The following is a 16,040-nucleotide window of genomic DNA, read 5'->3' as shown; positions in this document are numbered from 1 at the left end:
ACTAATACAGAGTAACTTAAATAGTCGCACGACTTATCCTTAAGAAATATTGGTAATTTTTTAAGCTAACAGAATTACTGGTACAAAAAAAGGCGCATAGTGCGCCTTAATAAATATAAACTCTAAACTTACTCAACCGTCACCGATTTTGCTAGGTTTCGAGGTTGGTCTACGTCGGTGCCTTTAATAACCGCAACGTAGTATGAAAGCAGCTGTAGTGGAATTGTATATACAACTGGAGCAATTACGTCATCCACATGGTTTACGTTGATTACACGCATTGTTTCGTCAGATTCAAACGCTGAGTCTTTATCTGCGAATACATAGATAATACCGCCACGGGCACGTACTTCTTCTACGTTTGACTTAAGCTTTTCAAGTAGTTCGTTGTTTGGTGCTACAACAATGATTGGCATGTCGGCATCAATCAACGCAAGAGGACCATGCTTAAGCTCACCCGCTGCGTATGCTTCGGCGTGAATGTATGAAATCTCTTTCAGCTTAAGTGCACCTTCCATCGCGATTGGGTATTGTGAACCACGACCCAAGAATAGTGAGTGGTGCTTGTCAGCGAATTCTTCAGCTAAATCTTCAATACCCTCAGCAAGCAATAATGCTTCTTCTAACTTGTTAGGTAGTGTTTTGATTGCATTTACAATCGCACTTTGATCTAAGCCTTTTTCTTGCGCAATCGAAGCCGTTAGCATTAGTAAGCCAACAAGTTGTGTGGTGAAGGCTTTCGTTGATGCAACACCAATTTCAGCACCCGCTTTAGTCATAAAGGCTAAATCAGATTCACGTACTAATGATGAACCAGGTACGTTACAAATGGTCATTGAAGCCATGTAACCTTGCTGTTTTGCAAGACGAAGTGCAGCAAGCGTATCGGCTGTTTCACCAGACTGTGAAATGGTCACAAGTAAGCTGTTGTCATGTACAAATGATTCGCGGTAACGGAACTCAGACGCAATCTCTACGTTACAGCTCACACCAGCAAATTGTTCAAGCCAATAACGCGCAACCATACCTGAGTGGTATGAAGTACCACAGGCAATAATTTGCACGTGTTTTACGTCTTTAAAGATTTGCTGAGCGCTTTCGCCAAAGGCATCAATCGCTACAGTATCATTGTGAAGGCGGCCATCAAGGGTGTTACGTACAGCAAGCGGCTGCTCGTAAATTTCTTTCAGCATGTAGTGACGATATTCGCCTTTACCTGATGCATCTTGCGTAATGTTTGATTCAATCACTTCGCGCTCAACTGCATCGCCGTTTGCATCAAAGATTTCTACACTGTCACGGGTAATACGCGCAACATCACCTTCTTCAAGGTAAATAAAGCTGCGTGTAACTGGTAATAAAGCTAGTTGGTCAGATGCAATAAAGTTTTCGCCAAGACCTAAACCAATCACCAGTGGGCTACCTGAGCGCGCTACGATGATTTCGTTGTCGTTCGCTTTATCAAAAACAACGGTGCCAAATGCGCCTTCAAACTGCTTAACAGCTGCTTGTACTGATGCTAATAGCGTATCGTGCTGTTGGCGAAGTTGGTGAATAAGGTGCACCATTACTTCTGTATCTGTTTCTGATAAAAACTCATAACCGTCGCCTTTTAATGCATCACGAAGGCTGGCATGGTTTTCGATAATACCGTTATGAACAAGGGCAATTTCGCTGTTCGAAATATGTGGGTGAGCATTGGCTTCGGTTACACCACCGTGGGTTGCCCAACGCGTATGTGCAATACCGGTAGTGCCATTAACAGCTGCATCGTTAAGTGCCGCTTCAAGATTTGCAACCTTACCCACAGCTTTAACCGTGTTAAGCTTATTACCTTTAAGTAAAGCCACGCCTGCCGAGTCATAGCCGCGGTATTCAAGGCGTTTTAGGCCTTCAACAAGAATTTTATTTACTGGGCGTTCTGCAACAGCCCCAACGATTCCACACATAATCTCTCCTTTTGCACAGGCCAAAGCGTTTTACTTTGGGCGGTATGTGTTGTCATAAATTTAATGTAATAAGGTGTTGTCGGTCTTATTACGGGTTATTCAATTTCTGCACAGATCAGCTGTACACCACACGCTTTTATCGCCTCGCGTTTATCTTCGCTTAGGTTGTTGTCTGTGATAACTGTGGTCACACGCTGCCAAGGCAGTTCTAAATTAGGAATTCTTCGGCCAATTTTTTCTGACTCTACCAGCACCACAACCTCTCGGGCAGCTTCAGCCATCACTTGGCTAAGCCCAACTAATTCATTGAAGGTTGTAGTACCTCTATCAACATCAATGCCATCGGCACCAATAAAGAGCTGGTCAAAGTCGTAAGAGCGAAGAACATTCTCCGCGACTTGACCCTGAAACGATTCTGAATGCGGATCCCAGGTTCCCCCGGTCATCAATAATGTTGGCTCATTTTCTAATGAAAGCAGCCGGTTAGCGACATTTATAGCATTTGTCATTACCACTAAACCGCGCTTACTTGCAAGCTCAGGGATCATCGCCGCTGTAGTTCGGCCGCTATCAATGATGATGCGGTTATGATCTTTAATAAGCTTTGCAGCCGCCTGTGCGATTGCCATTTTGCGAAGCGAGTCGCTTTTCTCGTTGCTATTTGCAACGATTTCTTGCGGCAATGCAATAGCGCCACCGTAACGGCGTAGTAACAAGCCACTTTTTTCAAGGGCTGTCAGATCTTTACGTATCGTCACTTCAGAAGTTTGAAACTGCTCAGCTAACGCTTCAACAGCAACTTCACCAAGTTCATTCACTTGGCTTAAGATTGTATGGCGACGTTGTTGAGTGTTTCGTTTTGTCATAAAGTGAATAACATAAGTTTCGTTTCGAAAGTTGTGAGATTTTAAACGAAACAATATAAATGGCAAGTGAATGATCATTAACCTACACAGCTTTAATTTTGATCTTCATCACCAACACGCTAAGCTATTAGCAAATATAACCATGAACATACCCGATGAAAGAGTTTAATAGCCTCGATAAGTCCTTACTCGAACAACGAAAAAATGCCCATGAAGTTTGTCGTTTATTTGCCAAAAGCCCAAGTAAAGGTAACTTAAAACGACTAAAAGGCATGTTTGCTCAGTGTGGCGAACAGGTTGTTATAGAAGCGGGTTTTCATTGTGATTATGGCAGTGGTATTAAAATAGGTGATCGAACCTTCATAAATATTAACTGTACTGTACTCGATGCACCGCTATCTGATGCGCAAATTACGATAGGCGATGACTGCTTAATAGGCCCAAATGTGCAAATACTCGCGGTATCGCATGCAGTAAACCCAACCGAGCGTTTAGCAAAAGCTAATTTTGCAGCGCCGATTAACATTGGCAACAATGTATGGATTGGTGCAGGCGCTATTATACTTGCGGGTATTAAAGTTGCTGATAATTCAGTGATTGGCGCAGGGGCAATAGTTACCAAAGATGTCGCGGCAAATACTCTAGTAGCAGGTAACCCCGCGGTGAAGGTCAAAGACCTTTAACCCTATCCTTACGCGCTAAAGCATGTCCTACGTAGACACAAGGTCGTCATTTATGGTGGCAAAGAATACATAATAACGCGCTAAAGCACGTCCTACGTAGGTCATCATTTATGGTGGCAAAGAATACATAATAACGCGCTAAAGCACGTCCTACGTAGGTCGCCATTTATGGCGACAAAGAATACATATTAACGCGCTAAAGCACGTCCTACGTAGGTCGTCATTTATGGTGGCAAAGAATACATAATAACGCGCTAAAGCACGTCCTACGTAGGTCGCCATTTATGGCGACAAAGAATACATATTAACGCGCTAAAGCACGTCCTACGTAGGTCGTCATTTATGGTGGCAAAGAATACATAATAACGCGCTAAAGCACGTCCTACGTAGGTCGCCATTTATGGCGACAAAGAATACATATTAACGCGCTAAAGCACGTCCTACGTAGGTCGTCATTTATGGTGGCAAAGAATACATAATAACGCGCTAAAGCACGTCCTACGTAGGTCGCCATTTATGGCGACAAAGAATACATATTAACGCGCTAAAGCACGTCCTACGTAGGTCGTCATTTATGGTGGCAAAGAATACATAATAACGCGCTAAAGCACGTCCTACGTAGGTCGCCATTTATGGCGACAAAGAATACATAATAACGCGCTAAAGCACGTCCTACGTAGGTCGTCATTTATGGCGACAACCAATCACAAGAAAACAGAATTCCAATATGGATAACTACCTAAAATATCAACTAGCTTTTTTCGCAAAGGGTTTGCTGCGATATATCTGGCTACAGCTATTCTACTTTCTTCTTTACGTAGTGCATGGTCATAGTAAGCAGGTTGCCACACCGTTTGCGAAAAACTACGTCTCTTATTTATCTCTCTAGCAGAAAGACCTTTTAGATGACCAACTGTTTTACCCAAGCTACTATCGCTAAGCCTTAATAAACCATGAAAATGATCAGGCATAAGAACCCAAGTTAACCAGCAACATTGATGTATTAATTCATTTATTTCAATACACCTACAAAATACTTTTGCTAAGTTATGATCACTGAACAGTGCTTTTCTGTTATGGCAGTTGGACGTTATGAAATATTCACCTGATTGAATTGAAACTCGTCCTTTTTTTAAATGGCTCCAGCTCATGAAAAATCCTTTTTCATAAAATTGTAGAACATTAAATATAGTAGATTAACGCACTAAAGCACGCCCTACCGTAGGTCGTCATTTATGGCGACAAAGAATACATATTAACGCGCTAAAGCACGTCCTACGTAGGTTGTCATTTATGGCGTCGTATTTAAAAGTAAAAAAGCCCAGCTGTATTGCTGGGCTTATAGTTGGGAGCTAGTTAACTGTTATTCATAACGTAAAATAAGCGATGGTCTGGTGCTTGCGGCCTTAAAGGCTAAACTTGCAACGGTAACCCAGGTAATCACGGCCACCGCGGCGGCGGCAACTAAATACACCCATACAGCTTGTTCAATGCGGTCATTAAAGTTTGCTAACCAATCACCTACCAAGAAGTAAGTCACTGGGTACGCAATAGCAATACTGAGCGCCACCAGCACTAAGAACTCTTTAGCGATGATATTTACGATACTGATGCGAGATGCACCTAGCACTTTTCGAACGGCCACTTCTTTTTGACGACGCACTGTTGCAAACGAAGCCAAGCCAAAGGTACCTAAACAAGTTAAGAACACAGCAAGACAGGTAAAGATTAAAACCACATTCGAAATTCGCTCATCACCTTTTAACAGAGTTTTGTAGTTGTCTGCGAGTAAGTTGATTTTCGGCTCATAGATATTGGCTGAGCTTGCTAATACTTCAGCGATCTGAGCTTTAATATAAGGCAAGTTTTGCTGATCAATCGTTAAAATTAATTCTGACACAGGTGATAAGAAGTTAAAGCCACACAAGAACATAATATTTGAGTTGGCATCTTTAGCATTACCTACTTTTACATCTTCAACCACACCTACAACACGCATATCTACGCCACGACCTGAGTCTTTAATTACCTTACCGATAATGTCACTCATGTTAGTGTAACCCGCTTGCCTTGCGACAGATTCAGTCACAATGGTACCCGTACTTGTTACTCCATTTTCGCGGCTTGCCCAATCACCAGCAAATTCACGACTAAAGTCACGGCCAGCAACCAGTTTTAATCCTAGCGTTTTTACAACATCGTAGCTTGCGCCAACAACAGGCGTTAAGCTGCCAGACGCTTCACCATTTGGCCATGTTGGCATAAGTGTATTATTGATTGAAACAGTTAAACGGGTATCAATGACTGTTGTTTGCTGTACGCCTTGAATTGCACTAATACGGTTAACTAAGGCATTTTTTTCTTTTGTGAATACTTCGCCTACAGGTAGCTCTGAAATAACCAATCTTTGTGTTGTTTCATAGCCTAAAGGTAAGCTTTGTAAGTAAGTTAATTGCTTTAACAAAGTAACAGAGGCAATGATTAAACCTATTGCTAGTGAGGCCTGTAAAGTTAGTAAGCTCTTACGAACCCATATTGCAGTATTACCACGCTGTAAGTCACCACTTAAAACGCGTTTTGCACTGAATGATGAAATAAAGAATGCAGGATAAAGCCCAGCTAATATGCCCACAGCAATTGCGACCACAATAATGGCAATGCCAAATTCAGAGGCATAATTCACGACCAATTCGCGGTCTACTAATTGGTTAAAGCTTGGTAAAAATAGCTCCACTAAAGCACATGCAATCACCATTGAAAGCATTGATACCAACACAGATTCAGATAAAAACTGCGTTACTAATTGGCCTTTACTTGCGCCAAGCGCTTTACGCACACCCACTTCTTTTGCACGTTTCGTCGATTGAGCGACGGTCATATTAATGAAGTTAAAACCTGCAATAAGAATAAGTAACACGCTTAAACCAACGCAAATCATAACCACTTGTTTAGCACCACCCGCTTTCATCTCAAACGGTGATTTAGCCGTTAAGTGCAAATCAAGTAATGGATGCAGCTCTAAACTAACTTGATCCAGCATCGAACCACTAAAAAAGCGCTCTGTTAAGGTTTTAGCTAATGCAACTGTATCGGTGCCCTCTGCTAAACGCATATAAACATAACTACTGTTGATATCTATTTCGCTTGGATCATGCTTAACATAAACAAGGTTTTTAAAGGCAAAGTGAGTGTTATCTGCTAAGTCAGCAAACACGGCACGCACTGTGTACTGTCCTTGTTCATGTGTAAGTGTTTCACCAATCACATCGGTGCGACCAAAAATGCGCAGTGCTTCTGACTCACTTAAAGCGAGGCTGTCTGGTGTACTCATTGCTGTTGTTAAGTCACCCGCAATCGTCTCCATAGCAATGAAATTTTCAATATTTGCAGTAGCACCATATAAGGCATTTAACTTATAGCCTTGGTTGCGGTAACTCACATCAACCATGGCTTCACGAGTCAACTCGACCATAGTTAATCCGAACACTTCTTCAACTTGGCTGTAATCTTCGGCCTGCTTTGACTGCACATAATTAAAAATAGGCACCACAGATAAACCAAGTTTTGAGAAGTCTTGGCCAACGCGATAAACCCGCTCAGCATGAGGCTGTTGGCTATCGTACGAAAGCTCATTTTTTGCAAACAAAGCAACTAGAATTGCCGCAGCTAAGCCCACACTTAAACCCAGAACATTTAAAATAAAGTGCTGTTTTTGGTTTTTAAACGCACGCAGCGCGGTGATCAAATAACTTAAAATCATGTTATGCCACCTCTGCTGTTTGTTGAACACGGTTAGCTTTATCTACCATCACTTGGCCATCAAGTAAGCGCACTAAACGGTCAGCATAATTGCCTTCTTTTTCTGAGTGAGTAACCACAATTACCGTGGTACCTTCACGATTTAGCTCACGCAGCATCGCCATGACTTCATCACCATTTTTTGAATCAAGGTTACCCGTAGGCTCATCCGCTAAAATAAGTTTTGGATTAATCACCAGAGCTCTGGCTACTGCTACACGTTGCTGCTGACCGCCCGATAGCTGCTGCGGTAAGTGATCTGCTCTATGGTCGATTGCAACACGTTTTAAGATTGCGTCTACTCGCTGTTTACGTTCACTTTTTGAGATATTTTGATACTGTAATGGCAGCTCAACGTTTTCAAATACTGTTAATTCATCAATTAAGTTAAAGCTTTGGAAAACAAAACCAATCGACGCTTTTCTAAGTGTCGCTAATTGCTTTTCACCAAACCCTGCGATGTCTTCACCTAAAAATTCAAAACTGCCTGCCGATGGCGAATCCAACATACCTAAAATAGAGAGTAATGTTGATTTACCACAGCCAGATGGCCCCATAATGGCAAGAAACTCGCCTTCGTTTACATGTAAGTTAATGCTATTAAGCGCTGTTGTTTCAACATCTTGAGTACGGAATACGCGTGATAAGTTAGTTAATTTAATCATTGTTTTTATCCTTAAAATTGTAGTTGTTGTGCTTTATCAAAGTTGCTGTAGCTAGAGGTGATCACGCGATCTCCGGCGCTTAGGCCACTTAACACTTCATAATAGTTTTGATTCTTTTTGCCAAGACGAATGTCTTTTCGTACTGCACGATTGCCATCTTTTTCCATGACATAAACCCAGTTACCCCCTGAGCTGGTAAAAAATGCGCCGCGTTCAAGTAATAAAGCAGTGCCTTTGCTATCACCTAGCATCAGCTGTACATCAAGGCTTTGCCCACGTTTTATATTGCTAGTGCCATTGGGTAAATCGACCTCAACCTGAAACTGTGATTGCTGAACACGACTATCAATTTTGCTAACTGTTGCCGCAATTTCGCCTTGCTCATGTTCAATAAGCACTTGCATACCTGTTTGAACTTGGCTCAGGTAAAACTCATCTAGTCGCACAACTAGCTTGTATTCATTAGGAATATCAATCTGCCCTAGGCGAGCACCACGGCTTTTTGATTCACCAATTTCAACATCAAGCTCACTTAAATAACCATCGGCAGGTGCTGTTATGAGTAGGTTTTCAAGGTTCTTACGCGCAAACTGTAGGTTTTTCTCTAGCATGTCGGCACTGTCTTTTAACTGGGCAACTTGAACTTCACGAATGCTGTTTTCTTGCTTTTGACGCTCAAGGGTTAGTTCTTTACGCGCTTTGTAATACGCTAAGTCTTCTTGAATTTCAGATAATTGTTCTTGTGCTAACACACCCGTTTTTACTAGCGGTTGAGTTTGTTTTAAGCGACGCGATAAATGTGTGATTTTAAGATCGATTTCAAGCAAATCACGGCGTAAGTTTAAACGGCTGGTTTCCATATTCATTTGCGTGTTGCGTAAAAAGTTAAGCTGCTCAGTCACCTGTGCTTCACGGCTCATTACATCAAGCTGCAAATTGGTATTGCTTAAACGCACAAGTGGTTGGCCTTTTTTAACAAACTCACCTTGCTCAACTAGTCGCTCTTCAACTTGGCCTCCGGCAATGGTGTCGAGGTAAATTGTAGTGCGAGGCATAACCTGACCACGAAGACTTAAAGCATCAACAAATTCACCTTGTTGTACTGTGCTAATCGTTAAGCTTGTAGCGCTTACTTGCTGACTACGACCTGTTTGCTCAGTTTGCGTGAAACCATAAGCTGCTGCCGCAACAGCTAAACATGCCGCTGCAATGAGTGATTTCTTAAAAAATGCTTTGTTAGTTGAGCGTGTAATTTTCTTATCCATGTTGACGCCTTTAAGTTATCTAGGTGCTAATTACCTATAGATAAAACAACTCTTGTGCCAACTTTTATTTTTATTAAATTACAGTAACTTACATTAAAAACAATAAGAGTGCATATAATCAAGTGTCCGCTTATAGAACACTTCAAAATCCATATATCGTCCATAAATGGACACTGTTACTATTTTCAATTAGTCTTAGTGTTCCCATAAAGGAATAATAATAAATAGCTATGAAACAAGCAGGATCAATTCTTATCGTCGATGATAACCCCGACGTACTTATCGCCGCACGATTACTTTTAAAGCAGCATTATCAAGTTGTAAAAACCACAGATAACCCCTTTGATATCGAAGGGATCATTAACGCACAACATGAAGCGGATCAGGCCATAGATGTTGTGTTACTCGATATGAATTTCACGCAAGACTCAATTAGTGGCAAAGAAGGATTCTACTGGCTAAAAAAAATCATGAGCCAAGACGCTAACATTGCGGTACTGCTTATGACGGCCTACAGCGATATTCAGCTAGCTGTAGAAGCAATTAAGGCCGGTGCCTCTGACTTTATTGCCAAGCCTTGGCAAAATGAGCAATTACTCGGAGCTGTAGCGGCGGCATTTTCACACGCTAAAGACAAACATCAAGTTGGTAAACTCACAAAACAAAAACAAGCCTTGCAGCAATCAATCGGCAACCAACCATTTGAGTTTTTAGGCCAAAGTGATGCCATGCAGCAGGTTTTTTCGGTTATCGACAAAGCAGCCAACACCGATGCCAACATATTGATCAGTGGCGAAAGTGGCACAGGTAAAGAGCTCACTGCACATGCAATCCACAATGCAAGCCAGCGCCAAAACCAGCCTTTCATTAGTCTAGATATGGGCTCACTAGCCGAAAGCCTGTTTGAAAGCGAACTATTTGGCCATAAAAAAGGGGCGTTTACTGGCGCGAAAGAAGATCGCATTGGCCGATTTGAGCTGGCCCATGGTGGCAGTTTATTTTTAGACGAGCTAGGTAATTTACCGCTTAACCAACAAGTTAAGCTGCTCGCAGCACTACAAAACAGGCAAATAACACCGGTTGGTGGTTCTAAAGTCATCGATATTGATATTCGTTTGATCTGTGCAACCAATGAAAACCTCGAACAAGCAGTTACTGAAGGCAAATTTAGGCAAGACTTACTGTACCGTGTTAATACCGTAGAGATCCGTTTACCAGCCCTGCGTGAGCGCAGTGAAGACATTCCATTACTGTGTAACTACTACTTGCAGCACTTTGCACATAAATACAAACGTGAGCTCTCGATTGCAGCATCTGATATGGCACGTTTAAGCCAGTATCATTGGCCAGGCAATGTCCGTGAACTTGCCCATGCAATTGAGCGAGCAGTCATCCTGTCGGAAGGCTCAGAGCTCGATATAAGCTCAGTGATAAGCTCACCAAGTGCAGCTATTAGTACAAATGACATCTCTTCAAGCGCCAATGACTACGACACTTTTGATCTCGAAATCATCGAGCAGAGAACCGTTCGAGCAGCATTAAAGCATTTTCAAGGGAACGTGAGTCATGCAGCTAAAGCCCTCGGCCTAACACGCGGAGCCATGTATCGTCGTCTAGAAAAATACGGACTTTAATCGATGCGAAACTTTATTAGCTTAGCCAGCCTATTAGCCGCATTAATCGGTTTATCAATTGCTTTGTTTTGGCAAGTAGAGCAAAGCGAGTTTTCTGCAATTTCGGCACTTTTAGTTATTTTAAACTTGGTATGTGCCGCGCAAATTTTTAATTTATTTAAACGCCAAACAAGGCGTGCAGATATGGTGTTTCGCGCTTTAGCGAATGGAGACAGCACATTAGGCTTTGGCGACCAACACCCTATGCAACAGCAATTTGAGCAGGTTAAACAACAAATTCAGGCTGCGCGTTTTAATGCAGAGCAACAAGCCCAGTTCTTACAAGCGCTATTAATTCATATCGATTTAGCAGTATTAGTATGTGACGAACAAGGCACTATTATTGAAAGCAATCCGGCGGTCAGCCGTTTACTTGGACAAGCTGTAAAGCACATCGATGATTTAGGTGTAATAGCCAACCTAGTCCAAGACGCAAAGCAAAATAGCCGTAATACCGTGCCATGGCAAAATGGTGAGCAGCACGATACGTTATCTGTGCAAATCAGCATAGCCGAAATCCAAGGTAAAGTTCGTAAAGTGATCAGTTTGCAATCGATTCATGATCAGCTGCAATTAAAAGAGCAACAAGCTTATAAGCGCCTTACAAAAGTACTAACCCATGAAATCGCTAATTCGATTACGCCACTTTCTTCTTTAGCACAAACTTGTACGGCACTGCTGCCAACTGAGCTTAGTTTTGATGATCAGGAAGATAAACAAGACTTGCAACTCGCCTTATCAACACTCGCATCGCGAACCGAGCATTTAGGCGAGTTTATAGCACAATTTAAAAAGGTTAGTAGCTTACCCGCCCCACACCTACAGCCACATGTTCTGGCAGATCTTGCTAAGCAAGTTGTCGCTCTGCATTCACAGCAAGCTAAGCAACTTAATATTACGTTGAATTTATCGGTGCAAAGCCAACAGCTAGTGATGATAGATAGGGGCCAAGTTGAACAAGTAATAATAAACCTGCTTACAAATGCCCTTGATGCACTAAAGCAGTTAAATAATCCAGAGTCAGCAAAGTGCATTGAAGTAAGCATTGCACAAAATGCTAATCAGCAACTGTATTTAGAGGTCAGCGACAATGGTACAGGTATCAGCGACCATGTAATTGAGATGATTTTTGTGCCATTTTTTACTACCAAGCAACAAGGCTCAGGAATAGGCTTAAGTTTATCGCGCCAGATCATGCTCAATCATGGCGGCGATCTGGTATATATCAAACGTCAACAAGGAGCCTGCTTTCGCTGCGTGTTCGGTTAACTTACACAGTTAGAACAATTACTTACAATTTGCTAAGGCGCCGTTTGGTATCATGTACCCATTAACGTTTAATGGACTAACCAATATGAAGTATCTCGCCTTAGCATTGTTTTCATCACTTGCCTTCATTCCTGCTACAAGCTTTGCTGGTATTTATGACAGCCCAGATATGAACCTGTTTGTTAAATCAGAGCATAATAGTACTGATTCAATCACCTCAGCCGGCATCGAATTTATGGCTAAAAATAACTACAGTAATTTTGGCGCAGCATTTACAACGGCACTAGGCTCAGCAGAAGTATTTACTAAAAAAGGTGATCGGGAGACATTTCTAACCTTAGATAGCGGCATCAAATTTGGCTATTTCAGTGACTTTTTTGTCTATGGCGAAGTGGGCTTAGATTTAATTGAGCTTGCTGTATACGACGACCGAAAAGACCATGATTATAGCGACCGCTATGATGACGACCACAATAATATTGATGGCTATGTTGGTGTGGGTATGGGCGTGGACTCAAAGCCATTCAGAATAGAGATCTATGCCAGAGCCCGAGAAATAGACAGCCGTTATTGGGAAGCACAAAACCATGGTTACGCTGGGTTACAAGTTAGTATTTCGTTTTAATTTCAATTGGGTGAGTAAGTTAGCGAGCTGTTAATCTAATGGTCATTTTTAGCTCACCCTATGTTAAGCTTAGGCGCTTTAGTTTACCCGCACCTAAGTTAACGGAGTATTTTAATACGTGTTTTTAAATCGATTTTTAGGCCTTGTTGTTGTTTCTCTTATTGTAACAGGCTGTCAGACTGCCCCTGAGTCTCTCCCTGAAAAGAAGCCAATAATTAAGGCAAATCCAGGCACTGTGGTTGCAGAAGCTAAAACAAAACAAGTAGACGCGGTGACACCGCTAAAACCAAGTGAACTTGATGACGTATGGCAGCGTATTCGCATTCAATTACAGTTTAGCGATTCAAGTCATCCAGATGTGCAAAAGCGCATTGCTTGGTACCTTACTCATCCAAATTACATGGAAGAAATAAGCCGCCGTGCAGCGCCGTATTTGTATCATATCGTCACAGAAGTAGAAAACCGTGACTTACCAATAGAACTCGCTCTAATGCCGCTTATAGAGAGCGATTTTGATGCCAGTGCCTATTCGCACAAACATGCATCGGGTTTATGGCAACTCACCCCCTCAATCGCCAAATACTTCAAAGTAAAAATTACCCCTTGGTATGATGGTCGCCAAGATGTGATCGACAGCACCCGCGCAGCTTTGGATTTTATGGAATACCTTTATAAACGCTTTGATGGCGATTGGTATCATGCTATTGCTGCTTACAATATTGGTGAAGGACGTGTATTACAGGCAATTGCTCGTAATAAAAAACAAGGTAAGTCGACGGACTTCTTTAGCTTAAAGCTACCATCGCAAACCAAACAATACGTGCCTAAGCTACTGGCCGCAGCACAATTATTAAAACACCAAAAAATGATATTCCCTGCGATTAAGAATGAGCAGGCTATTGCGACCTTACCAGTAACTGGTGCAGTGATCTTGGCAGACAAAGCGAAATGGCAAGAGCTAGAAGAGCTGAACCATGGCGTTATCCGATATCCCGCGGTGATTGATGCGCCACATATTGTGGTCCCAAAAGATCAGCAGGCAAGTTATCAAACTCTATTAGCTAATCAAAAGAGCAATGATTATAGCCAATGGCAACATTACACAGTAAAGCGCGGTGATAGCTTAAGTGTGATTGCAAAGAACTATAAAGTAACAGTTAGCCAGCTGAAAACCTTCAATAACCTAAAAACAAACACCATTCGTATTGGTCAAAAACTGATATTGCCGCAATTGGCTGATCAACAAATCGAGTATAAGGTGAAATCTGGCGATAGCCTTTGGAAGATAGCAAAGCAATACAAAGTCAGTATCACTAAACTCAAACAATGGAATAACCTTTCAAGAGATAATTTAAGAGTGGGTGAAAAGCTCACCGTGTTTATCTCAAATAGTTAATATCAAATCAGGGAGTTTTACTCCCTGTCTCTTTTATATATCCAATTAAAGTTGTATCTTTGTTAGTCTATAAAAACAACAACTAAAAATTATGGATAATCAGCAACAGGACGCAAGCTGTTCAACAGTTAAATCAGAACAAGACACTAACGTTGAAGAGCAAACAAAGACCACCCAGCAAAACACTCAACCAGCCAGCAGCCAGCGCAAGGCATGGTTTACCAACGAGCGGCTAAACCTATTTCTCGCACTCTGTGCCATTATTATCTCCGCAGCCTCCTTTTATGCCACTTACTTGCAAGCCAGCGCCGCAGAACGACAAGTAAAAGCCGCAACCTGGCCATGGCTCGAAGTGATGACGGGGAATTTTAATGAAGAAAAAAATTATGAAGAAATCACTATCAACATTAAAAATTCAGGATCAGGTCCAGCCATTATTAAATACGTAAAATTCTTCCATGATGAAAAGTCGTATACAGAGATATTTAAAGTAATAAAAGACTGCTGCTTTGACATCTATGCTTACCAAGAGCAATTAAATAAGTTGCAAAATGAATCGCCAGAGATCAATTTCTTTGAAAAATTTGGTTGGTTGTATACCGGCGTTAGTAATAACCGATTATTAGCCTCAGGCGCTGAACTTAATCTTTTTGGTTTTAAGAAAACAGGCTTCAATGCAACTCAGTGGGACAAGGTAAATGACCAACGCTTTAATATCAAAACCGAGATCTGCTACTGCTCGTTGCTAGAACAATGCTATCTAAGCGATGGCCGCGGCGATGTGAGAGAAATACAGCAGTGTGAGTGACACCGAGCTATCAGCTTTCAGCCGTCAGCTGCGCGGTGTGGGTGTTTGGTGCTGCGTCTTCCTCTACCGGAGGCTCTAGGTTCTAGGTTCTAGGTTCTAGGTTCTAGGTTCTAGGTTCTAGGCAAAGTGTACTTGTAGGAATGGCTTTAGCCATGAATGTGTTTGTTCTGGTCTGAATTCGGCACTGAAGTGCCTCCTACGGGGGTTGTTGCTGAGGGAGACTCTCTACTAAACAACCCAACAATTCAACTTTACCCTTGCTAACTAGCAACTCGCTAACTCGTTGGGTTTCGCTCCGCTCTACCCAACCTACCTGGAGGGTAAGCAAGGAGAGTGATGAGGACGACTCTGTACAGGACAACCCCACATTTCAACTGACGTCTGACGGCTGAAAGTGATGCAAGCCGCGAAAAGTCGCGGTAGAAAATCGCGAAAAATGCGAAAACTTAAGCTTTAAGTATTTTGAATAAGCTTTAACATATTTAAATAGAATTAGATGCTTATTTATAAGTTGGATCTGTATTAATTAAGCACACGTTCTTAACTTCTATTAACTCTAACTTGTCGTTGAGTTCTGTTTGTTCTTTTCTGACACCTACCAGTTCATTTAGAACATTTTGATTGGTGCTTTGAATTGCGCCATACAGCTTATCAGGAACATTAATATCTGAAACCATTGAAGCGATTGAAAAGCCAATTGAGCCAAACATAGAGACAACAGCTATCCAAATCGCTACCAAGGACTTTTTATTTGCATCTTTAGCTGACTCCCTAGCTTCTTGAAGCTCAACATATTCTAGATACTTGAAATGATCATCCGCGCTTGCAAAAATATCTATATTCGAATCAGGCTTATCCACGCTGCTTATGAAAGTACTGTGACGATGAAAAAGTAACGACTTATGATGAATTAATAGCTTCAGCTGATCTTGCTCAACTTCGCTCAAGTTTACCGCTGCACATAACTCTTGGAAGGTGAACTTTTCTTGCTTTGTAGCCCACTCTAGCACACGTATCATCAAGTTCTTATCGTCCATTCTATT

13 protein-coding genes are annotated in these 16,040 nt (G+C 41.8%); 6 read left to right on the top strand and 7 right to left on the bottom strand.

Going from position 1 to position 16,040, the window contains the following annotated elements; genetic code table 11:
* Nucleotides 1-128: 128 nt before the first annotated feature.
* Together glmS and QL229_RS07645 are read right to left on the bottom strand one after the other, a co-directional pair.
* Nucleotides 129-1,949, bottom strand: a complete 1,821-nt coding sequence (gene glmS / locus QL229_RS07650; RefSeq protein WP_135923059.1) for a glutamine--fructose-6-phosphate transaminase (isomerizing) — start codon at nt 1,947-1,949, stop codon at nt 129-131.
* A gap of 95 nt (nt 1,950-2,044) precedes the next feature.
* Entirely contained in the window at nt 2,045-2,815 is a 771-nt protein-coding gene (locus QL229_RS07645; RefSeq protein WP_235383080.1) for a DeoR family transcriptional regulator, read from the bottom strand.
* A 155-nt stretch (nt 2,816-2,970) separates the two neighbouring features.
* Here QL229_RS07645 and QL229_RS07640 point away from each other — a divergent pair, with 155 nt between their 5' ends.
* Nucleotides 2,971-3,498, top strand: a complete 528-nt coding sequence (locus tag QL229_RS07640) for a sugar O-acetyltransferase (protein WP_281546708.1) — start codon at nt 2,971-2,973, stop codon at nt 3,496-3,498.
* Nucleotides 3,499-4,202: 704 nt separating this feature from the next.
* Here the strand turns inward: QL229_RS07640 and QL229_RS07635 are convergent.
* The 4 genes from QL229_RS07635 to QL229_RS07620 all read right to left on the bottom strand — a co-directional run bounded on the left by QL229_RS07635 (nt 4,203) and on the right by QL229_RS07620 (nt 9,226).
* Nucleotides 4,203-4,649, bottom strand: a complete 447-nt coding sequence (locus QL229_RS07635) for a transposase (protein WP_281546707.1) — start codon at nt 4,647-4,649, stop codon at nt 4,203-4,205.
* A 212-nt stretch (nt 4,650-4,861) separates the two neighbouring features.
* Nucleotides 4,862-7,258 (bottom strand): ABC transporter permease, encoded by a 2,397-nt coding sequence (locus QL229_RS07630; RefSeq protein WP_281546706.1) that lies wholly within the window; start codon nt 7,256-7,258, stop codon nt 4,862-4,864.
* Nucleotide 7,259: 1 nt separating this feature from the next.
* On the bottom strand, nt 7,260-7,961 hold the full coding sequence (locus tag QL229_RS07625; RefSeq protein WP_281546705.1) for an ABC transporter ATP-binding protein: 702 nt from the start codon (nt 7,959-7,961) through the stop codon (nt 7,260-7,262).
* Nucleotides 7,962-7,972: 11 nt separating this feature from the next.
* Entirely contained in the window at nt 7,973-9,226 is a 1,254-nt protein-coding gene (locus QL229_RS07620) for an efflux RND transporter periplasmic adaptor subunit (RefSeq protein WP_253040166.1), read from the bottom strand.
* 230 nt (nt 9,227-9,456) lie between these two features.
* Here QL229_RS07620 and QL229_RS07615 point away from each other — a divergent pair, with 230 nt between their 5' ends.
* The 5 genes from QL229_RS07615 (at nt 9,457) to QL229_RS07595 (ending at nt 14,997) form a co-directional block, all read left to right on the top strand.
* Nucleotides 9,457-10,860 (top strand): sigma-54 dependent transcriptional regulator, encoded by a 1,404-nt coding sequence (locus QL229_RS07615; protein WP_281546704.1) that lies wholly within the window; start codon nt 9,457-9,459, stop codon nt 10,858-10,860.
* Between the two features lie 3 nt (nt 10,861-10,863).
* Nucleotides 10,864-12,168, top strand: a complete 1,305-nt coding sequence (locus tag QL229_RS07610; protein ID WP_281546703.1) for an ATP-binding protein — start codon at nt 10,864-10,866, stop codon at nt 12,166-12,168.
* A gap of 85 nt (nt 12,169-12,253) precedes the next feature.
* Nucleotides 12,254-12,793, top strand: a complete 540-nt coding sequence (locus tag QL229_RS07605; RefSeq protein ID WP_281546702.1) for a hypothetical protein — start codon at nt 12,254-12,256, stop codon at nt 12,791-12,793.
* 118 nt (nt 12,794-12,911) lie between these two features.
* Nucleotides 12,912-14,189: a LysM peptidoglycan-binding domain-containing protein gene (locus tag QL229_RS07600; protein ID WP_281546701.1), complete on the top strand. Its 1,278-nt coding sequence runs from the start codon at nt 12,912-12,914 to the stop codon at nt 14,187-14,189.
* A gap of 91 nt (nt 14,190-14,280) precedes the next feature.
* Nucleotides 14,281-14,997 (top strand): hypothetical protein, encoded by a 717-nt coding sequence (locus QL229_RS07595; protein ID WP_281546700.1) that lies wholly within the window; start codon nt 14,281-14,283, stop codon nt 14,995-14,997.
* A 500-nt stretch (nt 14,998-15,497) separates the two neighbouring features.
* Here the strand turns inward: QL229_RS07595 and QL229_RS07590 are convergent, their stop codons facing one another.
* A complete protein-coding gene (locus QL229_RS07590) occupies nt 15,498-16,034 on the bottom strand; it encodes a hypothetical protein (protein WP_281546699.1) in 537 nt (178 codons plus the stop codon).
* Nucleotides 16,035-16,040 lie beyond the last annotated feature (6 nt).

Source organism: Pseudoalteromonas sp. PAR1 (assembly GCF_947311895.1).
In the GTDB taxonomy this organism is placed as follows: Bacteria; Pseudomonadota; Gammaproteobacteria; order Enterobacterales; family Alteromonadaceae; genus Pseudoalteromonas; species Pseudoalteromonas lipolytica_C.
Note: the sequence above shows the minus strand (reverse complement) of the source record. Positions and strands in the feature narration are given on the sequence as shown.

What these genes read in the sequence shown, in the direction of transcription:
- QL229_RS07605 (WP_281546702.1), top strand. Translation starts at nt 12,254, where the DNA reads ATGAAGTATCTCGCCTTAGCATTGTTTTCATCACTTGCCTTCATTCCT.
- QL229_RS07625 (WP_281546705.1), bottom strand. Translation starts at nt 7,961, where the DNA reads ATGATTAAATTAACTAACTTATCACGCGTATTCCGTACTCAAGATGTT.
- QL229_RS07635 (WP_281546707.1), bottom strand. Translation starts at nt 4,649, where the DNA reads ATGAGCTGGAGCCATTTAAAAAAAGGACGAGTTTCAATTCAATCAGGT.
- QL229_RS07640 (WP_281546708.1), top strand. Translation starts at nt 2,971, where the DNA reads ATGAAAGAGTTTAATAGCCTCGATAAGTCCTTACTCGAACAACGAAAA.
- QL229_RS07615 (WP_281546704.1), top strand. Translation starts at nt 9,457, where the DNA reads ATGAAACAAGCAGGATCAATTCTTATCGTCGATGATAACCCCGACGTA.
- glmS (WP_135923059.1), bottom strand. Translation starts at nt 1,949, where the DNA reads ATGTGTGGAATCGTTGGGGCTGTTGCAGAACGCCCAGTAAATAAAATT.
- QL229_RS07630 (WP_281546706.1), bottom strand. Translation starts at nt 7,258, where the DNA reads ATGATTTTAAGTTATTTGATCACCGCGCTGCGTGCGTTTAAAAACCAA.
- QL229_RS07595 (WP_281546700.1), top strand. Translation starts at nt 14,281, where the DNA reads ATGGATAATCAGCAACAGGACGCAAGCTGTTCAACAGTTAAATCAGAA.
- QL229_RS07645 (WP_235383080.1), bottom strand. Translation starts at nt 2,815, where the DNA reads ATGACAAAACGAAACACTCAACAACGTCGCCATACAATCTTAAGCCAA.
- QL229_RS07610 (WP_281546703.1), top strand. Translation starts at nt 10,864, where the DNA reads ATGCGAAACTTTATTAGCTTAGCCAGCCTATTAGCCGCATTAATCGGT.
- QL229_RS07620 (WP_253040166.1), bottom strand. Translation starts at nt 9,226, where the DNA reads ATGGATAAGAAAATTACACGCTCAACTAACAAAGCATTTTTTAAGAAA.
- QL229_RS07590 (WP_281546699.1), bottom strand. Translation starts at nt 16,034, where the DNA reads ATGGACGATAAGAACTTGATGATACGTGTGCTAGAGTGGGCTACAAAG.